This window comes from Streptomyces stelliscabiei (assembly GCF_014873495.1).
Lineage (GTDB): Bacteria > Actinomycetota > Actinomycetes > Streptomycetales > Streptomycetaceae > Streptomyces > Streptomyces bottropensis.
Genome location: NZ_JADBGF010000001.1, coordinates 5,413,672 through 5,433,613, shown reverse-complemented (window position 1 = coordinate 5,433,613; position 19,942 = coordinate 5,413,672). Strand labels below are relative to the sequence as shown.

Annotated in this window: 18 protein-coding genes; 9 read left to right on the top strand and 9 right to left on the bottom strand. The window is 73.2% G+C overall.

Annotation, left to right across the window (positions count from 1 at the left end; all coding sequences use genetic code 11):
* The first annotated feature begins 667 nt into the window (after window positions 1-667).
* From H4687_RS23935 to H4687_RS23920, 4 genes are all read left to right on the top strand, one after another.
* Window positions 668-3,082, top strand: a complete 2,415-nt coding sequence (locus H4687_RS23935) for a SpoIIE family protein phosphatase (protein WP_434977209.1) — start codon at window positions 668-670, stop codon at window positions 3,080-3,082.
* Between the two features lie 349 nt (window positions 3,083-3,431).
* The gene (locus tag H4687_RS23930; protein WP_050398422.1) at window positions 3,432-6,077 is read left to right on the top strand and encodes an SdrD B-like domain-containing protein; all 2,646 of its coding nucleotides are present in this window, start codon (window positions 3,432-3,434) and stop codon (window positions 6,075-6,077) included.
* A 176-nt stretch (window positions 6,078-6,253) separates the two neighbouring features.
* Complete coding sequence (locus tag H4687_RS23925) at window positions 6,254-6,997, top strand: L,D-transpeptidase (protein ID WP_046916925.1); 744 nt, start codon at window positions 6,254-6,256, stop codon at window positions 6,995-6,997.
* A gap of 109 nt (window positions 6,998-7,106) precedes the next feature.
* Window positions 7,107-7,607 (top strand): DUF3515 family protein, encoded by a 501-nt coding sequence (locus H4687_RS23920; protein WP_046916924.1) that lies wholly within the window; start codon window positions 7,107-7,109, stop codon window positions 7,605-7,607.
* Between the two features lie 50 nt (window positions 7,608-7,657).
* Here H4687_RS23920 and H4687_RS23915 read toward each other — a convergent pair whose 3' ends face one another.
* The gene (locus tag H4687_RS23915) at window positions 7,658-8,119 is read right to left on the bottom strand and encodes a hypothetical protein (protein WP_046916923.1); all 462 of its coding nucleotides are present in this window, start codon (window positions 8,117-8,119) and stop codon (window positions 7,658-7,660) included.
* Between the two features lie 119 nt (window positions 8,120-8,238).
* Here H4687_RS23915 and H4687_RS23910 point away from each other — a divergent pair, with 119 nt between their 5' ends.
* On the top strand, window positions 8,239-8,829 hold the full coding sequence (locus H4687_RS23910; RefSeq protein WP_050398420.1) for a TlpA family protein disulfide reductase: 591 nt from the start codon (window positions 8,239-8,241) through the stop codon (window positions 8,827-8,829).
* Here the strand turns inward: H4687_RS23910 and H4687_RS23905 are convergent.
* The 3 genes from H4687_RS23905 to H4687_RS23895 form a co-directional block, all read right to left on the bottom strand.
* Window positions 8,804-9,754, bottom strand: coding sequence for a hypothetical protein (locus H4687_RS23905; RefSeq protein WP_046916922.1), 951 nt, complete (start codon window positions 9,752-9,754; stop codon window positions 8,804-8,806). The genes H4687_RS23910 and H4687_RS23905 overlap by 26 nt on opposite strands.
* 114 nt (window positions 9,755-9,868) lie before the next feature.
* Window positions 9,869-10,609, bottom strand: a complete 741-nt coding sequence (locus H4687_RS23900; RefSeq protein WP_046916921.1) for a L,D-transpeptidase — start codon at window positions 10,607-10,609, stop codon at window positions 9,869-9,871.
* Entirely contained in the window at window positions 10,599-11,102 is a 504-nt protein-coding gene (locus H4687_RS23895; protein WP_046916920.1) for a SigE family RNA polymerase sigma factor, read from the bottom strand. The genes H4687_RS23900 and H4687_RS23895 overlap by 11 nt, the downstream gene beginning before the upstream one ends.
* 154 nt (window positions 11,103-11,256) lie before the next feature.
* On the opposite strand from H4687_RS23895, the gene H4687_RS23890 reads away from it, so the two are divergent.
* The 4 genes from H4687_RS23890 to H4687_RS23875 all read left to right on the top strand — a co-directional run bounded on the left by H4687_RS23890 (window position 11,257) and on the right by H4687_RS23875 (window position 14,429).
* Complete coding sequence (locus H4687_RS23890; RefSeq protein WP_046916919.1) at window positions 11,257-12,252, top strand: L,D-transpeptidase; 996 nt, start codon at window positions 11,257-11,259, stop codon at window positions 12,250-12,252.
* A gap of 125 nt (window positions 12,253-12,377) precedes the next feature.
* Entirely contained in the window at window positions 12,378-12,941 is a 564-nt protein-coding gene (locus tag H4687_RS23885) for a hypothetical protein (protein WP_225966795.1), read from the top strand.
* Between the two features lie 100 nt (window positions 12,942-13,041).
* Window positions 13,042-13,596 carry a SigE family RNA polymerase sigma factor gene (locus tag H4687_RS23880; protein WP_046916917.1) on the top strand — a complete coding sequence of 185 codons (555 nt, stop codon included), beginning with the start codon at window positions 13,042-13,044 and terminating at the stop codon, window positions 13,594-13,596.
* A gap of 71 nt (window positions 13,597-13,667) precedes the next feature.
* Window positions 13,668-14,429 (top strand): hypothetical protein, encoded by a 762-nt coding sequence (locus H4687_RS23875; RefSeq protein ID WP_233443415.1) that lies wholly within the window; start codon window positions 13,668-13,670, stop codon window positions 14,427-14,429.
* A gap of 7 nt (window positions 14,430-14,436) precedes the next feature.
* Here the strand turns inward: H4687_RS23875 and H4687_RS23870 are convergent, their stop codons facing one another.
* The 5 genes from H4687_RS23870 to H4687_RS23850 all read right to left on the bottom strand — a co-directional run bounded on the left by H4687_RS23870 (window position 14,437) and on the right by H4687_RS23850 (window position 19,735).
* The gene (locus tag H4687_RS23870; RefSeq protein ID WP_046916915.1) at window positions 14,437-15,789 is read right to left on the bottom strand and encodes a helix-turn-helix domain-containing protein; all 1,353 of its coding nucleotides are present in this window, start codon (window positions 15,787-15,789) and stop codon (window positions 14,437-14,439) included.
* 151 nt (window positions 15,790-15,940) lie between these two features.
* Window positions 15,941-16,708: an alpha/beta fold hydrolase gene (locus H4687_RS23865; protein ID WP_046916914.1), complete on the bottom strand. Its 768-nt coding sequence runs from the start codon at window positions 16,706-16,708 to the stop codon at window positions 15,941-15,943.
* 155 nt (window positions 16,709-16,863) lie between these two features.
* Window positions 16,864-18,246, bottom strand: coding sequence for an outer membrane protein assembly factor BamB family protein (locus tag H4687_RS23860; RefSeq protein WP_046916913.1), 1,383 nt, complete (start codon window positions 18,244-18,246; stop codon window positions 16,864-16,866).
* A complete protein-coding gene (locus H4687_RS23855) occupies window positions 18,243-18,797 on the bottom strand; it encodes a SigE family RNA polymerase sigma factor (protein ID WP_046916912.1) in 555 nt (184 codons plus the stop codon). The genes H4687_RS23860 and H4687_RS23855 overlap by 4 nt, the downstream gene beginning before the upstream one ends.
* A gap of 179 nt (window positions 18,798-18,976) precedes the next feature.
* Entirely contained in the window at window positions 18,977-19,735 is a 759-nt protein-coding gene (locus tag H4687_RS23850; protein WP_046916911.1) for a mechanosensitive ion channel family protein, read from the bottom strand.
* Between the last annotated feature and the right edge of the window lie 207 nt (window positions 19,736-19,942).

The following is a 19,942-nucleotide window of genomic DNA, read 5'->3' as shown; positions in this document are numbered from 1 at the left end:
TGCGGGTACGGCAGGAGGCTCGGGTACGGCAGGAGGCTCGGGTCCGGTGGGCGGCCCCGACGCGGTGGACAGCCCGACGGCTCCGGTGAGTGGTTTCGCTCCGGCGGGCGGCTCGGCTTCTTCTGTGGGCTCGGCCGGTTCCGCCGGTTCCCTCGGTGGGGCCGGTTCAGCCGCCCTGCCTGGTGCGGTACCCGCGGTCGGCTCGACCGGCTCCCCTGGGCGGCCCGGTTCAGCCGCCCGGCCCAGTGCGGCCCCCGCCGCCGCTTCCACCGGTTCCACCGGTTCCACCGGTTCCACCGGTTCCACCGCAACGACGGGTTCGACCCCCGCGACCGGTCAGGCCGGCTCGACCCAGGCGACCGGACCCGCCGCTCCCACCGGGCCGGCCGACGATTCGACCGCCCCGTCCGGCGCCCCCGCTCCCGCCCCCGTCACCACCTCGCCGCCGTCCCCCTCCGCCTGGCCCGCCCCGCGCCCCGGCTATCCCGACATGGCCCACTCCGCCACGCCGCCCGCGGCGCCGTCCCGGCCCGTACCGCCGGCCCCGCCCATGCCCGGCATCGGGCACGCCCCCGCCCGGGAGGCGGGCACCTTGCCGGCCTCCGCGAACGCCGGGGCCCCGTCCCGGCAGGGCACGCCCCCGCCCAAGCCCGCCCCACCCCGGGCCATGTCGCCATGGGCCGCGTCGTCCCCGTCCGTATCGCCCCGGCCCGCGTCACCGGCGCCGCAGGCAACCCCGCAGGCAACCCCGCATCCGCCCGCGCCCGAAGCCGGGCGCCCGGCCGTCCGGGCCCACGGCACCTGGTCCGCCGCCCAGGGCTCCGGCAAGCCGGCGGTCCGGCAGAACACGCCCGCACCCGGCCTCCCGTCCCCGTCCGCCCGTCTGCCCTTCCCGCCGTCCCCGGCCCTCTCCGCACCCCAGCCCTCCCCCTCCCCTTCCCCCGACCCCCTCAAGGCCGCCCACTGGGTCGCTCTCGTCTCCGATGCCACGCAGGCCCCCGGCTGGGACATGAGCCGGACCGTGCTGGAGCGGATGACCGCGTGGTCGCCCGTCGGCATAGCGATCGTGGACACGGAGCTGCGGTTCGTGTGGTCGAACGCGGCCCTGGAGCGGTTCGGCGGCGGCCGGGCGCACGAACGGGTCGGGCTGCGGCTCGCCGAGGTGCAGCCGGGCCTCGACGCCGAGCGCATCGAGACGCAGATGCGGCTGGTGCTGGAGACGGGCGTCCCGGTGCTCGACTACGAGCACGTGGGCCGGTTGCGGTCGTCACCGCACCGCGAGACCGCGCACGCCATGTCGTTCACCCGGCTGGAGGACGACCACGGGCGGCCGATCGGCGTGTACTACACGGTGGTCGACGTGTCGGAGCAGCACCGCGCCCGCATCCGGCTGGCCCTGCTCGACCGGGCCGGCGACCAGATCGGCCGGACCCTCGACGTGGGCCGCACCGCGCAGGAGCTGGCGGACGTGGTCGTGCCGACGCTCGCCGACTTCGTGACCGTGGACCTGCTGGACTCGGTGCTGCGGGGAGCCGAACCGGGCCCCCTCGGCGACGACTCGGTCCTGCTGCGGCGGGTCGCCCAGCAGTCCGTGCACGCCGGGGTGCCCGAGGCCGTCCTGGAGATCGGCGCGGTCGCCTCGTACGCGGCCGGCTCGCCGCCGGTGCGGGCGCTGGTCGAGGGCCGGTCGTGGACGGAGCCGAGGCTCGACCCGCTGTCGGCCGAGTGGGCCAGGGCGGTCCCGGGCGGCCGGACGGTGCACGCGGACGCGCTGGGGCTGCACAGCGTGATGATCGTGCCGGTGCGGGCGCGCGGCATCACACTCGGCATCACCACGTTCTTCCGGCGCGACCGGCAGGACCCCTTCGACGCCGTCGACCTGGGCCTCGCCGAGGAGCTGGTCGGCCGGGCCGCCGTCTGCGTCGACAACGCCCGCCGGTACACGCGCGAGCGCGACGCCGCCCTCGTCCTCCAGCGCAGCCTGCTGCCGCGCCGGCTGCCCGAGCAGGACGCGGCCGAGGTCGCCGCCCGCTACCGGCCCGCCGACGAACTGACCGGCCTCGGCGGCGACTGGTACGACGTCATCCCGCTCTCGGGTGCCCGTGTCGCCCTCGTCATCGGCGAGGTGGCGGGCCACGGCATCGACGGCGCCGCCGCCATGGGCCGCCTGCGCACGGCCGTACGCACCCTCGCCGACCTCGATCTGCCGCCGGACGAGGTGCTCGCCCACCTCGACGACATGGTCGCCAAGTCGGCACGCCAGGAGGGTGCCGAGCCGGGCGGGGGCAGCGGCCAGACGGTCGGGGCCCGCTGTCTGTACGTCGTCCACGACCCGGTGTCGGGCAGGTGCGCGATGGCCGCCGCCGGACCGTCGGCTCCGGCCCTGGTCGCCCCGGACGGCACCGTCACCTTCCCGAAGCTGCCCGAGGGGCCCGCGCTCGGCGTCGACCAGCAGCCCTTCGAGGCGCTGGAGCTGGAACTCCCCGAGGGCACCGTCATCGCCCTGCACACCGACGGACTGCTCGCCGAGGCCTCCCGCGAGGCGCTGTGCCGCGCGCTGGCCCGGCCCGAGCCCTCCCTCGAACGGCACGCCCAGCGCGTCCTCGACGCCCTCGCCCCGGCGCGCCCCACCGACGACGTCGCCCTCCTCCTCGCCCGCACCCGGCGGCTGCCCGCCCACCGGGTCGCCTCCTGGGAGCTGCCGGCCGACCCGGCGCTGGTGGCGGAGGCCCGCAAGACGACCACCCGGCAGCTCGGCGCGTGGGGGCTGGACGAACTGGCGTTCACCACCGAACTGGTCGTCAGCGAGCTGGTCACCAACGCGATCCGGCACGCGGCCGGGCCCATCCGGCTCCGGCTCGTCCTCGAACGCACCCTGATCTGCGAGGTGTTCGACGGCGGGGCCACCGCGCCCCATCTGCGCCACCCGCGCACCAGCGACGAGGGCGGCCGGGGCCTCTTCCTCATCTCCCAGTTCACCCAGCGCTGGGGCACCCGCTTCCTGCCCGAGGGCAAGGTGATCTGGGCGGAACAGTCACTGGCGGACCCGTCGACGGACCCGTCGGGTGATCCACCGACCTGACCCCGCCGTTCCCCGCGGGTACGGTCCGCCCACCGCCGTTGCCCGCGGGTACGGGCCCCACCGCCGTTCCCCGCGGGTGTACGGGCCTACCGCCGATCGTCGCCGTACGCCATGCGGGGACGCCTTCGCTCGGCCGGCCGGGTGAACTCGCCGGGCCACCGGCCTCTCCCCCGTGCCCCCCGCCTCCCCCGAATCTCCAGATTCCCGGCATCACGCCACGCCCTCCCACCCCTCCCGTGCCCCGTTCGGCCTGATTAGTCGCGCTTGGCACTTCATATGAATGCAGGGGTCGGCTTCGGGCACCGGGTTCCGTCGCCTCGGCAGGACATCAGGAGAAGAGGGACGTGGCGTGAAGCGAAGAACTCCGGGGGGCGTGGGTCTGGTCCTGGCCGTCTCGGCGGCGCTGGTGCTCGGGCCGGCCGGCGAGGCGGTCGGCGCCGGCCCCGGCGTCAGAGGCACGGTGGACGGCAGGGCACCTGGCGACGGCAACGTGACCGTACGCGTCGTCAACGAGGTGGACGGCGACGGGACGTACGACAGCGGCCTGGAGAAGGGCCGGGAGGGCGTGCGGGTCACGCTGACCGACGACCGGGGGACGGTGGTGACCCGGACCACCAACGCCTATGGCGTCGCCTGGTTCCAGCCGTCGAACTCCCCGCTGCTCGGCGGCAGATACCGCGTCCAGGTCCACAACCCCGACCCCCGCACCCTGCAGCCGGCGATCGCGGGACTCGGCGACGGTCCGAAGGTCATGCACAGCAGCGTCGGCTTCGTGGACGTGACCGGGAACCGGAGCGTGACGTACACGACCGGTTTCTGGGAGCCCGGGGTCTACTGCCAGGAGAACCCCGACCTGGTGACCTGCAACCTGACCAAGGGCGACGCCCCCGACACCCATCAGGGTCTGGTGCGGTTCGCGGGGAACTTCTCCGACACCCACCCCGGCGGCACGGTCGAGCGGCTGACCAACAACACGCAGCAGGGCGCCGTGTTCGGCATCGGCAACGACCGGACCGGCAACACCTACATGGGCACGCTGGTCAAGCGGCACGCGGCGTACGGTCCGGCGGGCGCGACCAACACGATCTACCGCCGCAACAGCGACTCCGGGGTGAGCACCTTCGTCACCCTGCCGGGCCTGCTCACCGAGCACGACGAGTCCGACGACTGGCTCCGGGACAACCCGGTCTACAGCAGGGTCGGCCGGGAGGGCATCGGAGACGTCGACGTCTCCGGTGACGGCAGGACCCTCTACGCCGTCAGCCTCAACGACTCCCGGCTGTACTCCGTGCCGATCCGCGGCAGCGGCGACCAGGTCTACCCGGGCACCTACCGCTCGCACGTCATCCCCAAGCCCGCGGACTGCGCGGGGCACTGGCACCCGTACGGCATCGGGGTGCGCGGCGGGCGGGTGCTCGTCGGCGGGGTGTGCGGCGCGGAGAACACGGTGAGCAGGACCGCCCCGTGGGGCGACCCGTCCGAAGTCACCGCGCATGTCTACGAGTTCCGCCAGGGCTCGTTCCGCCATCTCTTCCACACGGCGATGAACTACCCGCGCGGCTGCGCCTACCGGTTCACCGGACTGCCCGCGAGCATCGCCCGCTGCGCCAAGCCCTCGACCGTCGGCCGGCCGCTGAGCGCCATGTGGGAGGCGTGGAACCAGCGCGTCCCCGTCCCCGGACACCTCTCCTTCGTCTCCGCGCCGCAGCCGATCCTGTCCAACATCGAGATCGCCGACAACGGCGACCTGGTGCTGGGCTTCCGCGACCGCTTCGCCGACATGCAGGGGACGGCGACGTACCCCTTCAACGCGCACAAGAAGAGCCTGGTCAGGGCCATCGCCGCCGGTGACGTGCTGCGCGTGTGCGCCTCCCGTACGACGTACACGCTGGAGAACAACGCCCGATGCGACGCGCTCTACGGAGCGCGGCCCAACAACGACGAGGGTCCCGGCCACGGCGAGTTCTACGCCGACTCGACCGCGCTCGCGGACGCCCACGAGGACCAGGTCACCCAGGGCGGCACGGCACTCCAGCCGTTCCGGAACAGGCTGTGGAGCACGGTCTACGACCCGTTCGACGACTACCCCTGGGAGCAGGGCGTCCGCCGCTGGAGCACCGACAAGGGCCGGACCGAGGGCAACCTCACGATCCAGCGGACCTGGAGCGCGGACGCGAAGCGGCGCGCCCTCCTCTTCGGCAAGGGCAACGGCCTCGCCGACCTGGAGATGGTCTGCGACCGGGCGCCCGTCCAGATCGGCAACCGGGTCTGGTACGACGTCAACGGCAACGGTGTCCAGGACCCCTCCGAGCCGCCGGTCAAGGGCGTGAAGGTGACGCTCGACCCGCAGTCGCCCGGCCCCGACCTCACGGCCCGCACGGACGCGAACGGCGAGTACTACATCGGCAGCGGGCAGGGCCTGCGGCCCAACACCACCTACCGGGTCTCCTTCGACCACCGCGGCGTCGACACCACCGTCCTGCCGGGCCGTCCGAGCCACGCCTCGCTCAAGTGGACGGTCAAGGGCGCCGGTACGAACCGCGCGATCGACTCCGACGTCGACGCGCACGGCCGGACCACGGTCCGCGTCGGCGACCCCGGCCATGTGAACCACACGGTCGACGCCGGCCTCACCCAGTCGGTGCGGCTGACGCTCCTGAAGCTGGACAAGAGGTCCGGCAGGCCGTTGGCCGGGGCGGTGTTCGAGCTGTGGCAGGACACCAACGGCGTCCGCGGCCTGCAGCGGCACGGCACGCGCAAGGACCGGTTCGTCAACGACTGCGCCAGCTCCCGCACCGGCCGCTGCTCGTTCGGCTCGCTCCTGCCCGGCAGGTACCACCTGGTCGAGACCGACGTCCCCGAGGGCTACCTCAAGCCGAAGCAGCCGGTCACGGGGCCGTACGTCCTCACCCCGAGGAACGCCTCGGCCGGAGACGGGCTGCTCGTGAAGCTGCGCAACGCGCGGGGAGAGGCGTGCAAGGGCAAGAAGTGCTGACACCTTCCTGACTCCGGCGCCCCGGGTCCCGTTCGAGGACCCGGGGCGCCGTGGTGTGCGGGGCCGGCGGGCGGGAGCCCGTTCGGCCCAGCACGACGTCTCCGGGGCGGGCCGGATGCCGTATCTCTGGGAGGGGGTTCGGCGACCGAGCGAGTCAGTGAGTACCGGAGGCCGCGTTGACGAGACGAAGGACACGGAAGACGGGGAAGGCGCAGAAGACCCGGACAGGCGTGGTCGCGGCGGTGTCGACCGCGCTGCTGGGCTGGACGTGGGTCCCCGCCGCCGCGTCGGCGCCCGCGCCGGAGTGCGCCACGCGCACCGGCCCGTACCAGTGGGACCTGGAACGCCATCTCCGGCTTCCCCAGGACGGCCGGCAGTCCACCGCCGACTGTGTGGCGGTCCGCGCGTTCCAGCAGCGCACGGGGGTGAAGCCGGCCGACGGCTACGCGGGCCTCGCCACCTACCGCACGATGCTGGTCGTGCAGGCCCGCCCCGACCCCAACGCGGCCGGCAAGTGCCCCGTGCGGTCGTACCAGGTGACGTGTGTGGACCTCGACCGTCAGCTGATGTGGGTGCAGCAGGGGGAGCGGGTGATCTACGCGCCGGTGCCCGTGCGCACCGGCAGGGACGGCCAGGAGACCCGCACCGGCTGGCACTCGGTCTACTGGAAGAACCGCGACCACCACTCCGACCTGTACGACGACGCCCCCATGCCGTTCGCCCAGTTCTTCAACGACGGGCAGGCCTTCCACGGCGTCCTCGACGACCTCTTCAGAGGCGGCTCCCACGGCTGCGTGAACCTGCGCTACGCGGACGCCGAACGGCTCTGGAACGTCATGCACGAGGACGACGCGGTGTACGTGTGGGGCGTCAAGCCGGGCACGGGCCGATCCATGCGGCCGCCGTCCGGACAGGGGTGAGACCGCCCCCTCCGAGCGCCTGCGGGGTGGATGCGAACATGTCGGTCGGGGCGGAGGTTCCTGCGGCGAGACCCTCGCCATGACCCCGGTGCCGCGGAGGAGTTGACGGATGAGGCGCCCTTCGAGGCGTGGGTGGGTCGCGCTCGGGGTGGGGCTGGGTGCGGCGGTGGTCGCCGGTGTGCTCGTGGCGCGGGAGGTTGCCTCCCCCGCCCTCGGTGTACGGCCGGCCGCGCGCGCCGACGACCGGGCCTGCACCCGGCTGACCGACCGCTACCCCGCCCGCATCGCCGGCGAGTTCCGCGACCCCGTCTCCGTCACCGGCGTGGCCTCCTGGGGGGACGGGGGCGTGGTCCTGCGCTGCGGCCTGGAGCCCCCGCCCGAGACCGACGACCCGTGCGTGGAGGTCGACGGCGTCGACTGGGTGTTCCGGGAGACCTCCTCCGCCGGCTCCGGCTACCGCGTCCTCATCACCTACGGCCGCGACCCCGCCGTCCAGGCGTTCGTCGCCGACCGGATCACGGCGGTCGACGGCGTTCTGGTAGACCTCAGCTCCCTGGTGGGCCCGATCGAACGGGTTCGGGGCGAACAGTGCGAGGACGCCGCGCGCTGACTTCGTGGCCGGTCCGTCGGTCCTGGCCGGTGCCACGGTCCGTGGCCTCGTCAGGCCATGTGGGGGCCGTGGGGCAGGCGGTTCGCGGGGGCCGTCGGGACGAGGCGGTCGTAGCGCCAGGCGCACAGGGCGAGGGCCAGCAGGAACTGCAGGTCGAGGAGGGCGGCGGTCATCATCACGAAGGCCCAGTCCACCGCGTCGGCCGGGCCGGAGCCGGCCGTGAGGAGGGTCGCCACGACGCAGAGCAGGTGGAGGACCGCGTACACCGAGACGTCGATGGTCGCGGTGCGCCAGCGCGACAGCGCGGGGAGCGTCCTGCGGACCAGCGTCAGCACGAGGACCGCCACCGGCACGAACAGCAGGCCGCCGCCGACGGTCATGTCCGGGCCGAGGTCGGTGGCGGACGGGCTCCCAGCGAGCACCCCCACGTTGAGCACGACCACCCCCCACAGCCATGAGGGAAGGGTGACCAGCACCGCGTACTCGATCGCCCGACGCCAAGGCGTGATCATCTGCGCTCCTCGCATCCCCGTACGTCACCGGCGGTCAACCGGTGACCACAGCAGTGTTCCAGCCCCCTCGACAGGCCGATCGGCGGACCCCATAAGGCAGTTGCCTAAGCTGTGCGGCCATGAAGACGAACGCCCGCGCGGGCCTGTGCGTGCTCGTGGTCGGCCTCGCGATGGCGGGCTGTGCCACACCGAAGCCGTTGCCGGCCGGCGTGGAGCGGGCCGAGCGGGCCCGGCAGGGGGCCGGGGCGGGGCTGTTCAAGGACATCCCCGTGGCGGAGCGGCCCGTGGCCCCCGACTTCGCCGGGACGAGCGTCGACGGAGAACCCGTCCGCCTCTCCGACTTCCGCGGCCGGGTCGTCGTCGTGAACGCCTGGGCCTCCACGTGCGGGCCCTGCCGGGCCGAGTCGCCCGATCTCGACCGTGTGCAGCGGAAGTCGGGGGCACGGGGTGTCCAGGTCCTGGGCGTCAGTGCCGACGTGTCCCGGTCGCACGCGCTCGCCTTCCAGCGGGACCTCGGACTGTCCTACCCGAGCCTCCACGACCCGGGCGGCAAGCAGTTCCTGAAGCTGCCGAAGGGCCTCGTGAACCCGCGGATCCTTCCCTTCACCCTCTTCGTCGACCGCGAGGGCCGCATCGCCGGGGCCGTGCAGAGCAAGGTGTCGGAGAAGGACGTGCGGGGCGTCGTCACGCCGTTGCTGAAGGAGGGGTGAGGGAGACGCCGGTGAGGACGTGGGCGGGCCGCAGGGCCTCGGAGGAGGAGTCGTCCTCGGAGGAGGGTTCCTCGTCGGACGGCGCCTTCGTCTCGTCCTCCGTCGCGTCCGTCTTCCGTGCCTTCGGTTCCTTCTTCGGGGTCGTCTTCCCCTTCTTCGTGTCCTGCCCCTCCGTCTTCAGGACGTTCCTCAGGCGCTTCGCCCCTGCCGTTGCGGCGTCGCGGGTGGCCGTGTCGTCGATGCCGTAGAGGCCGCCGTGGGTGACGAGGGCGGCGGTGTCGCCGACGCGTACGGTCGCGAGGTCGAGGGTGAGGGCGCTGTCCTCGCCCTCGACGTCACCGCTGACGACCAGCCGCAGGCCCTGCCGGGCGTCACCCAGGTCGCCGGGCAGCTCGACGGGGGTGACCTCGGCGCCGTACTCCCGGCCCTGGGAGCCGGTGATGGTGAACTCCCCGCATTTGCCGACGAGTTCGCGGAGGTGGCTGAGCCGGGCGTCGATGTCGGCCCGGTCGTACGCGCCCACCTGGTAGCGCAACTGGGCGCCGTACTCGAAGTCGTCGAAGCCCGTGACGGCCGTCCCGCCCCTGGGCTTGCCGAGGACGTCCTCGGCGTACACCGCGTCGAGGAGTTCCTGGCACTCGGGGAGATCGGTGCGGCCCTTGAGGAGGCCGTCCCGCCAGGTCGCCGCGCCCTGCGTACCGGCCCACGCCTCGCCGAGGTCGTCCTGGCGGAGCAGGGCGCTTCTGGCCCGGGCGTCGGTGAGGGCGGACGGGGCGGAGGGCGGGGACGAGGGGGCGGCGGTGTCGTCGACGGCCGCCTCGGGGAAGCCGCGCGGGTGTCCCGGATCGTCCACGAAACAGCCCGCCGCCCCCGCGAGCATCCCGAGGGCCACGACCCGGGCGAGAACACGGTACGGACGACGCATGGCGGAGCCTCCCGAGAGCACGACGTTTCCGCTCCCACGCCAACACCGCCCGCGCCCGTCCACCACCGCACGAGGGCGTACGGGTGAGCCGCTCCCCCGTACGGCCGCCCCCGGTCAGCCGGACGGGATGGCGGCGGACGGGGACGGGGTCGCCGCCGCGCCCCGGATCCGCACGACCGCACCCTCGGGCATCCGCTCGTACAGCCACCGCGCGTCCGCCGTGCGCAGGCCGATCCAGCCGTCGGTGGTGTCCAGGCTGCCGGGTGCCGTCTCGTTGTACGCGATGGCGGCGATCCAGAGCGACCACGGGTTCGGGGTCCGCGTCGGCGCCGGGCTCGTCCTCCCGCTCGTGTCGGTGCCACCGCCCGAGTCGCCGGTGTCCCCCGTTCCCGTCGCGACGGGCGACAGCCCCAGGACCCACTTCAGGTTCACCGTGTACCCGTCACCGAAGGCGACCGTCTCGTTGGAGAACTTCGCGGAGTCGGCCTTGCCGGTCACGGTCATCAGACCGGTCGGCGTCGGCGTGCGCTCCTTCCCGGCGGAGATGGGCAGCTCACGGCCGGCGAAGGTGAGGACGTGGCGGGAGAGGTCCACCACGGCCTCGGGCGCCGCCGACGCGCTGGGCACGTCACTGGCGGCCGTGGACGGGCGCTGCTGCGTGCCGTGGGAGGCGGCGTTCAGGGTGAGGACGGCGGCCAGGCCGGCCGCCGCGCAGCCGCCCGCGACGGCGGCGGACGTACGGCGCCGGCGGCGACGGCGGCCCGCGGTGGCGCGGACCTCGGCGCCGGAGCCGGGCGGTGGGACCTCGGCGGTCTCGGCCAGTTCGCGCAGCCGGACGGTGAGTTCATCGGACACGGCCGTCCTCCTTCTCACCCTCGCCCGGAGCCAGTTCGCGCGCCAGCGCCGCCCGGCCGCGGGACAGCCGGGCCTTGACCGTGCCCACGGGGGCGCCCGTCTCGGAGGCTACCTGTTCCACACTCAAGTCGCACAGATGGTGCAGAACCACCGCCATCCGCTGTGCCTCCGGGATCCTGCGCAACGCGTCGACCAGTACCGCCCGTTCGGGATCGGGGCCCGGCGCGTGTTCCGGGGGCGGGTTGCGGCGCACCAGCTCCAGCCAGCGGCGGGCCCGCCGCCACCGGCTCACCGCGAGCCGCATCGCCACGGTCCGGATCCACGCCTCGGGCGCCCCGTCCGCGAGGAACTCCCGGCGCCGGTCCCAGGCCCGTACGAAGGCCTCCTGCACCACGTCCTGCGCCTCCCCGTGGTCTCCGGTGAAGGCGAAGATCTGGCCGGTCAGCCGGGGGAACGCGGTCGCGTAGAACGCGTCGAACTCGTCCTCGGTCATGCGCCCCCGCCATTTTTCCGAAGTCCCGTGCATCGCCGTGCAACCCGGTCGCCCCCGTCGTGCGTACAGGTCCCGTACGTACGCCACACATCGAAACACATCACGGAAACACACCGCTCGAAAGAGATCTGGTCGTAAGACAGCAGGGGGGAACATGACCACGGGGAACAGCGGCTCGGGGAAGAGGGCCGCGAGAGGCAGGACCACGGGGACGAGGCGGGCCCGGCGCCTGGTCCACGCGCTCGCCGCGACGGCCGCGTGCACGGTCACGCTGGCGCTCACGGGCTGCGCGGGGGCCGGAGCGGGCGTACGGGTGGAGGGACCGAGCGCGATACCGAAGGCGCACGCCCGGGCGGACGCGGAGGCCGTGCGCGTGAAGCCGAGCCCCGCCCTGCCGAAGGCCTTCGAGGGCGTGCGCGTGAACATCGCCGACGGCCGGACCGTGGGCGTCGGCATGCCGATATCCGTCACCTTCGACCGCCCGGTCGCGACGTCGGAACGCGCCGCCGTGGAACGGCGGTTGAGGGTCACGACGGACACCGGCGCCGAGGGCTCCTGGAGCTGGGTCAAGGGGCACAACCTCGCCGACGGCCGGCGCGTCGACTACCGTCCCCGCGCCTACTGGAAGCCCGGTACGAAGGTCACCGTCGAGGTGGGTACGGGCCTCACCCGGCACTTCACGATCGGCCGCTCGCTCGTCGCCACGGTCGACGTCCGCAGCCACACCATGACCGTCGAGAAGGACGGCTCGACCCAGCGCATCCCGATCACCGCCGGCGCGCCCGGCATGGACACGTGGAACGGCACGATGGTCGTCTCCGACAAGCAGCGCCGGGTGTTCATGGACTCCAGCACGGTCGGCTACGGCGACTCGTACGCCGGCTGGTACGGCTACGCGGTCCACCTCACCGCCTCCGGCACCTACCTCCACGAGAACCCGAAGGCCAACACCTACGCGGGCCGGCAGAACGTCACCCACGGCTGCGTGGGTCTCGCGGACGACGGCACGGCGCGGCGGTTCTACGACCAGGTCATCCCCGGTGACGTGGTGAAGGTGACCGGTTCGGAGGAGACCGTGGCCGTCGGCAACGGGTACGGCGACTGGAACCTGGGCTGGGACCGGTGGAAGGAGGGCAGCGCGCTGAGCTGAGGCGGCAGAAAAAACGTCGCACCGGTGTCATCCGTCCCGTACGCCTCCGGGGTTTCAGGAGTGTCAGACCAACGCACCTGAACCAACACACCTTTGGGGGTCGTCCGTTCATGACCATGACACGGATGCGCACACTCGTCGCCGTCGCAGCGCTGACCACGCTGCTGGCGGGGGCGTCGACGACGTCGTACGCCGTCTCGCGGGGGGAGACGGCGCACGGCGCCGCCACGGCGGTGGCGGAGGCGGCGGCCAGGAAGGCGCCGACTCCGCGCATCGTCCAGCCCGGTGAGCACGTCGTCGCCGCGCCCGGCTTCGAGTTCTGGATGACGGCGGAGGGCAAGCACTGGCTGGAGCCGGACCTGCCCGACTTCCCGCAGTTCCGCAGCGTCGTCGACGGCAACATCGACCTGTCCCGGCCCGGGGTCTCCCTCCAGGCGTCCGCCTTCGAGGGGCACTACTACCTCTCCGGCATCTACTACGGAGGCAAGGGCACCGCCTCCCGCGTGGCGGTCCGGACGAGCACGGGCACGGTCCACGGCAAGCTGATCGAGCTGCCCGGGAAGCCGGGCTGGGGCGTCTGGTACGCCGTCGCGGATCTGCCCGCGCGGGACGACGGGCAGGAGTTCCTGCGCTCCGTGACCGTCCACGACACCCAGGGCGGCGTCTACTCCCGGCTGTCCCTGGGCTGACGGCCGCGCCCGCACCGAAGTGACCGTGCGGGAGCGGTACTTGACCACCCCGCTCCCGCACGGCATGCTCCCCCGTTCCCGAGCCCGAGGACCGTCGTCCGTGCCGCAAGAGAAACCCGGATCACCGGAAGCCGGCGACTTCGCCGCGTACGCCACCGCCGCCTGGCCGCGTCTGGTGCGCACCGCGCACATGCTGACCGGCGACTTCCACGAGGCCGAGGATCTCGTGCAGACCACCCTCGCGAAGGTGTACGCCCGCTGGCGGCGCATCCCGCGCGACGACGTCGACTTCTACGTACGGCGCTCGCTGGTCAACAACAACATCAGCCGCGTGCGCAAGAGACGCGTGGCCCTTCTGCTGACGCCGTTCCTGCCCGAGCGGGTGCACGAACGGCACGCCGGGCACGCCGAGTCCATCGCCCAACGGGCCGCCGTCACCCAGGCGTTGGCGGCGCTGTCGGCCCGGCAGCGGTCCGTGCTGGTGCTCCGCTTCTGGGAGGACCTCGGCGAGATGGAGATCGCCCAGCTGCTCGGCTGCTCGCTCGGCACCGTCAAGACCCACCTGCGCCGGGGGCTGCAGGCCCTGCGCGCCCACCCCGAGTTCGCCGGCGCCGCCCACGCGGCCCCTTCGCCCGTCTCCGGAGCACGCCCATGAACCAGCCCACCCCCGGGACCGGCCCGGACACCACCGCAGGAAGAGTGACAGGAGAAGGAGGCGGAACGGACGTGGGTACGGTCGAGGACGGCGCGGACGACGCCGGCACCGGGCGGTTGCTGCGCGAGGCCCTCGCCGACGCCGCGTACGACATCACCCCGCAGGCCGTGCCCCTGTCGGCGATCGAGCGCGACGGCCGGGTCGTCCGGCGGCGGCGCCGGGCCGCCGCGCTGAGCGCGGGCTGCGGACTGCTGCTGCTCCCGTTCGCCGTGGTGCTGGCGCTGCGGCCCGGCGGCCCGCCCGCGACCGTCCAGCCCATGGCCCCGCCCACGCCGGCCGTGAGCGCCTCGCCCACGCCCGCCCGGATCGCCGGACCGTACGCCGGGCAGACCCGCGTCGTCGAGCCGGGCGAGCGCGTGGACGTCGGCAAGGGCACACAGATCTGGCTGACCGCCGAGGGCAAGCACGCGTACGAGCCGGTGATGTCCGACCTCGTCGAGTTCCAGAACCTGCTCGACGAGGACATCGACCGCAGCCGTCCGGGAGCCGCGATGCAGGAGGCGGCGTCGGGCAACGACTACGCCCTCCTGTCCGGCCTCTACTTCGGCACCCGGACCCCGGCGGCCGGCGTACGGCTCGAACTCCGCGACGGCCGGACCCTCGACGGCACGGTCCTGCGGCTGGCCGGGACCAAGGAGTGGGGTGCCTGGTACGTGCTCACGCACCGCGAGGAGGGGACCCCGCACGCCGAGCGCCTGCGGAGCCTCACCGAGAAGGTCACGGTGTACGACAAGGAGGGCACCGTCCTGGTCTCGCGGACGTTCGACGACTGAGCCCCCGTCACAGCGGGGGCTGTGCGGGGGCCGGGCCGAGGGTGGTCGTGCCGGGGGCGGTGCGGTGGCCGAGGCCCGTGCGGTAGGCGTCGAGGGCGGCCTCGACACGGCCCGTGCGGCGGTACAGGTCCCCGAGCAGGCGGCACAGGTCGGCCAGGTCACCGGCGGCGCCCGCGCGTTCCAGCAGGCTCAGCGCCCGTACGTAGTGCTCCTCGGCCGTGTCCGCGTTCCGGGCGTCCTCGGCGATGATGCCGAGGAGGCGGTGGGCGGCGGCGGAGTGCAGGGCGCCGCGTTCGGAGCTGAGGTCGCTGAGGACCTCGCGGAGCAGCTCGGCGGCCTCCTCGGACTTGCCGCGGCGGTGCAGGACGTCCGCGAGCTCGACGGCGACCTGGCTGGTGTAGAGGGCGGCGCGCTTGGCGGAGAGCATGCGGCGGGCCTCGCGCAGCTCCTCCTCGGCGCGGACGTAGTCGCCGTTCTGGGCGTGGAGGTAGCCGCGCATCCAGTGGCAGTTGGCCAGTTCGGTGCGGATCTGGAGCTGCCGGTACAGCTCGGATGCCTTGGCGAGCGAGGCGTCGGCCTCGGCGATCCGGCCCTCGGCGATCATCGTGCGGGCGACCGAGCGGTGCATACGGGCGACCAGGGCGGGATCACCGGACCGCGGGGCGAGGGCGAGGGCCAGCTCGGCGGCCTGTGCGGCGCGGGCGTGGGCGCCCATGTCCATGTACGGGGCGATGACGCCGGTGTAGAGGAGGAGCAGCGCGTCGGGGTCGTGCAGGCCGTTGCGGTTCAGCTCGTCGAGGGTGGACTCGTAGAGGTAGCAGGAGTAGCGGAGTTCACCGGCGAGGTAGTGGGCGGTGGCGCGACCGCGCAGGGCGGGGACGCGGGCGGGCAGCGGGGCTTCGGCGAGGCACTGCTCGACCTGCTCGAACCGCAGCTGGGCGGTCTCCAGGTCCCCGGTCTCCAGGGCGCACTCACCGAGTCCGAGCAGCGCGTCGGCCTGCTCGGCGACCAGTTGGTACTCCTCCGCCTCGGCGAGGACGGCCGTGAACCCCTCGGCGGCCGCCTCCGTGGCGCCGCCGGACAGGGTGCGCTGGGCACCGGTCAGGCGCAGCCGCAGCTCGGTGGCGAAGCCGGCGGGGCGGCCGGTGGCCAGTTCCTCGTAGCCCACGCCGAGCCGTTCGGCGATGTGCCGCAGGGCCGGTTCGGAGGCGCGGACACGGCCGGCCTCCAGGGTCGAGATGTACGCCGGGGTGTACGCGGGTTCCGCCAACTGACGCTGTGTGAGGCCCTGTTCCGTCCGCAGTCGCTGCACTCTGCGCCCGATGACCTCGGGATCGTCACGCTCGGCCGTACCTGCCATGACGTAAGCATGCCAGTAACCCCGCTTACGCCAGCCGCTTTACTCCAACTCCCCACCACACTCTTGCCGTTGACATGCCAAAGGCCTACGTCGAGCGACGCATCGAACACGCTCGGCCCACCCGTCCGGCCCCAGTGCCCCGGCTCGGGACTCAGTCGGCCAGGGCCTCCGCCGTCGCCCGTACGAAGGCCTCCGGGTTGTCGAGCATGACGTTGTGGCCGCAGGCCGGGACCGGGACGACCGTCACGCCGGCCTCCGTGAGGGCCTGCGTGCCCGGGAGCGGGCCGTCGGCCTCGGGATGGAGGTAGGTGCGGGGGATCTTCAGGTCGAGCAACAGCTCACGCATCGTGGGGCGGGTGCCGCGGGCCAGTCGGACGGCGCTGCGGTACAGCGCCTCGGGGCCGGCCAGCCGCATGGTCGACCACCACTGCTCCCCGGCCAGCGCGGCGAACTCCTCCCGGCCGCCCGCGAGGAACTCCGCCTCGGTGTACGCCGCGATGCCGTTGCTCCCGACGACACCGTGCGTGGGGGTGAGCGGGTCGAGATTGGAGTCGATCATCACCAGGTTCCGCACCAGCCGCGGGTGCCGTGACGCCAGCACGATCCCCACCGAACCGCCCATGCTGTGCGCGACCAGCTCGGCTCCGGCGACGTCCGCCGCCGTCAGGGCCCGGGCGAGCGCGTCGGCGTGTGACTCCAGGCTGTAGTCGAAGTCCGTGGGGCGGTCGCTGATGCCGTGTCCCATCAGGTCGACGAACAGCGAACGGCGCCCCGCGAGCAGGGGGTGGGCGGCGACCGCCGTGAAGTACGCGGCCGAGGTGGCCCCGAGCCCGTGCACGTACACCCGGCCGGGCTCCTCGCCCGCCCACTCCACCCAGCGCATCCGGTCCCCGGCGTCCGTCACCACGGCGTCGCGCATGTGTCTGTCTCCCCCTCGCCCGGGGCCGGTGCCCGCGCCCGGCCCGCTCTCCCCGCGATTCTCCCGCCCACGGCCCCACACCGGCGGCGGTTGCCCCGGTGTCGAGGCGCCCCCGGGCCGGGACGGGGGGTGCCTCCCGGCCCGGGGGCGCGCGGTCAGTCGCCCAGGCTCGGCAGGAGGGAGACCAACCTGCTGCCGCTCCGGGCGATCAGTACGTCCCCGTGGAGCAGGGCCTGGGGCATGGCCCCGTGCTTGCCGGCGTCGACGTGTCCGCGCCAGATCCGCTCGCCCGTGTCCGCGTCGAGGCCGGACAGGGCGCCGTCCGGGCCGAAGAAGTACACGACGTTCCGGTGCGGCGACACCACCGGGTTCGCCAGGTCGGGCCAGGGCGCTTCGCTGTCGGGCACCTTGATGCCGACCGGCGCGGTCCACAGGGTCTTTCCCGTCGTGAGCGAGTAGGAGGACGCCTGGCCCGTACGGGACACGGAGATCAGCCGGTCCCCGACGAGGGCCTTGGTGACCGTCGTCCCCCGGACCGGGTAGGAGAGCGGGGTCTGCCTGCCCGAGCTGTCGACGACGGTCAGCCTCTCGGTCCTCGCTTTCTGCTCCTCCGTCTCGAAGACCACGCTCGACCGTGCCGGCATCGGGGTCAGGACGATCCGGTCCCCCCAGGTCCCGACGATCTGCTGCCTGCCGGAGAGGGCCGTGACCTTGGTGGTCCGTCCGGTGACCGGGTCGAGACGGAGGACGTCGGTCGGGCCGGGCTTCTTGGTCTCCGGCGAGCACAGCAGATAGGGGACGCCGCTCAGCGCCACCCGGTCGCACCAGATGCCCTTGCCCCAGCTGTGGCGCCACTTCACCTTTCCGGTCCGCGGATCGACGGCCGTCAGCGTCCGGTCCCTCGGGGTGTTGGCCAGCACCGCGCCGTCGATGAGCACGGCGGCCTGGTCGTCGCGGTTGTCGCTCGCCAGTTGCACCGACCACAGCACCTTGCCGGTGTCGGTGTTCACCGCCATCAGGTCGGTGCCGGGGGCGTAGTTCCCGTCCGGCCCCTTCTCGGCGGTGTGGGCGCGGTAGGCGTAGAGCACGCCGTCGCGCACGGCGACCGGTCGGCTGAGCACGGACACGGGTCCGGAGCCGTCGCCGATCGCCTTGAGTGTCCACAGCCGTTCACCGGTGTTCGCGTCGAACTTCACGGCGTCGTACTTGTACCCGGCGCAGTACAGCGCGGCGCCGTCCACCATGCAGCCCCGGTCGACGGCGCCCCGGGCGTCGATCCGCCACGGCTGCCAGCCCTCCGGCGAGGCCGCCGGCCGCGCCGGCCGGTCCTGGTCGCCCGTCCCGCCGCCCCCGAAGCCGAGCACCGCACCCACGGTGATCGCGGCCACGGCCGCCGCCGTCCCCGCCACCTGCGTGAAGCGGCGCCGCGCGCGCCGCCGCACCACCTTCTCGACCAGGTCACCGGGCGCCCGTACGCCGTCCAGGTCGACGGCGTGCAGCGTCTCCCGGACCTTCTGCTCCACCTGCTCCGTCGTCATCCCTGTGCCCCCTTCGGCGTAAGACTGAGCTGCCGTCCCTCTTCCTCCGCGAGCCCCGCGGGCCCCAGTTCCGGTACGAGTGCGCGGAGTTTGGCCAGTGATCTGTACGCCGTACTGCGCACGGTGCCGACCGGACACCGCAGCAGCGTCGCGACCTCGGCCTCCGGCAGGTCCTCGAAATAGCGCAGGACGACCACGGCCCGCTGGCGTTTCGTCAGCCGGGCGAGCGCCGCCCACAGCGCGATCCGCAGCTCGGACTCCGCTCCGGCGTCGGCGTCGGTACCCGACTCGGGCACCACGGGCACCGTCGTCTCCGCGCGGTGTCCACGCAGCCGCCAGCGGTTGACCTGCTGGCGGTACATGACCTGGCGCACGTACGCCTCGGGCTGCTCGATGCTCGACCAGCGTCCGTAGACCTTCATCAACGCGATCTGCAGCAGGTCCTCCGCTCCGTGCCGGTCACCACCGGTGAGCAGCACCGCGAGCCGCAGCAGCGCGGTGGAGCGCATCGCTACGAACTCCCGGAACTCGTCGTGACTCGACGCCTTCATCAACCCTCCCCCTTCTCGGCAACCCTCACGACGTGCCGAGCCACGCACGGCTATCCCTCTTCGGGGGAGATTGTGCGTCCGCCCCGGCGCGGGTGGCGCGCGGCCCCCGACGCGCAGGATCCCCGCACCTCGAAGAGGTGCGGGGATCCGTGTGGGGAAGGCGGAAGGCGCGCCTGCGGTCAGACGTCGGCGGTCGGACGGCTGGCGGGGACGGTCTCGCGGGCCGCCCGGTACGCCGCCACGCTCTCCCGTGCCTGCACGGTCTCCCGCTCCACCGTCGTCAGCGCCCGCTCCCACCGCTGCCGCATCGGCCCGATCAGGCCTCCGCCGACACCGACGACGAGGATCCCGGCGACCGTGCCGAGCGCGGCGTAGAGGACCGGCCGGGTGATGTCCTGGGCGATGCCGGCCTGGCCCAGCGCCGCGATGACGCCGAGGCCCACGACGCAGGCCCAGACCAGGGTCGCGAGGGTGCGGCCGTAGGAGACGGAGGCGAGCGCGCCCCCGACGATGCCGCGCACCGCGTTGGCGATGGCCATCGCCACCACGACGAGCACGACGGCGACGACCGCGCGCGGCAGCCAGGCCACGATGTCGTCGATCATCGCGCTGACGGGGTTCGTGCCGAAGACACCGAGCGCGAGCTGGAGGGTCATCAGCATCAGCGCGTAGTACACGATCCGGCGCAGGATGCCGGTCAGGTCGTAGGAGGAGTCCTGGAGCAGCCGTGACGTTCCGGCACGCTCGGAGAGGCGTTCGGAGCCGACCTTGCGCAGGACGCGGTCGAGGACGCGGGCGATCAGTTTCGAGACGAACCAGCCGACGAGCAGGATGACGAGGAAGACGGCGAGTTGCGGAGCGAACTGCGCGACCTTGGACCAGGCGTCGTTCAGGCCCTGGGTGAAGTCGACGGACAGGTCGACGGACAGGCTGACCATGGGTGGTTCTCCCCTTCGCGGGTACGTCGGATACGTCCCCTCCCCTTGTGGATAGCAGTGGGCCGACCGGGTGACGGCGCAGTTCAGGGCCGTTCGGGTGACCGCGCGCGAGGTGCGCGGACGGCGCGTGCGCCGGAGTGGACGTCCGTCCCGTAAATCCGTTGAGTTCGCCACCACCCCCTGTGACTCTTGTCAGATCCATGACTT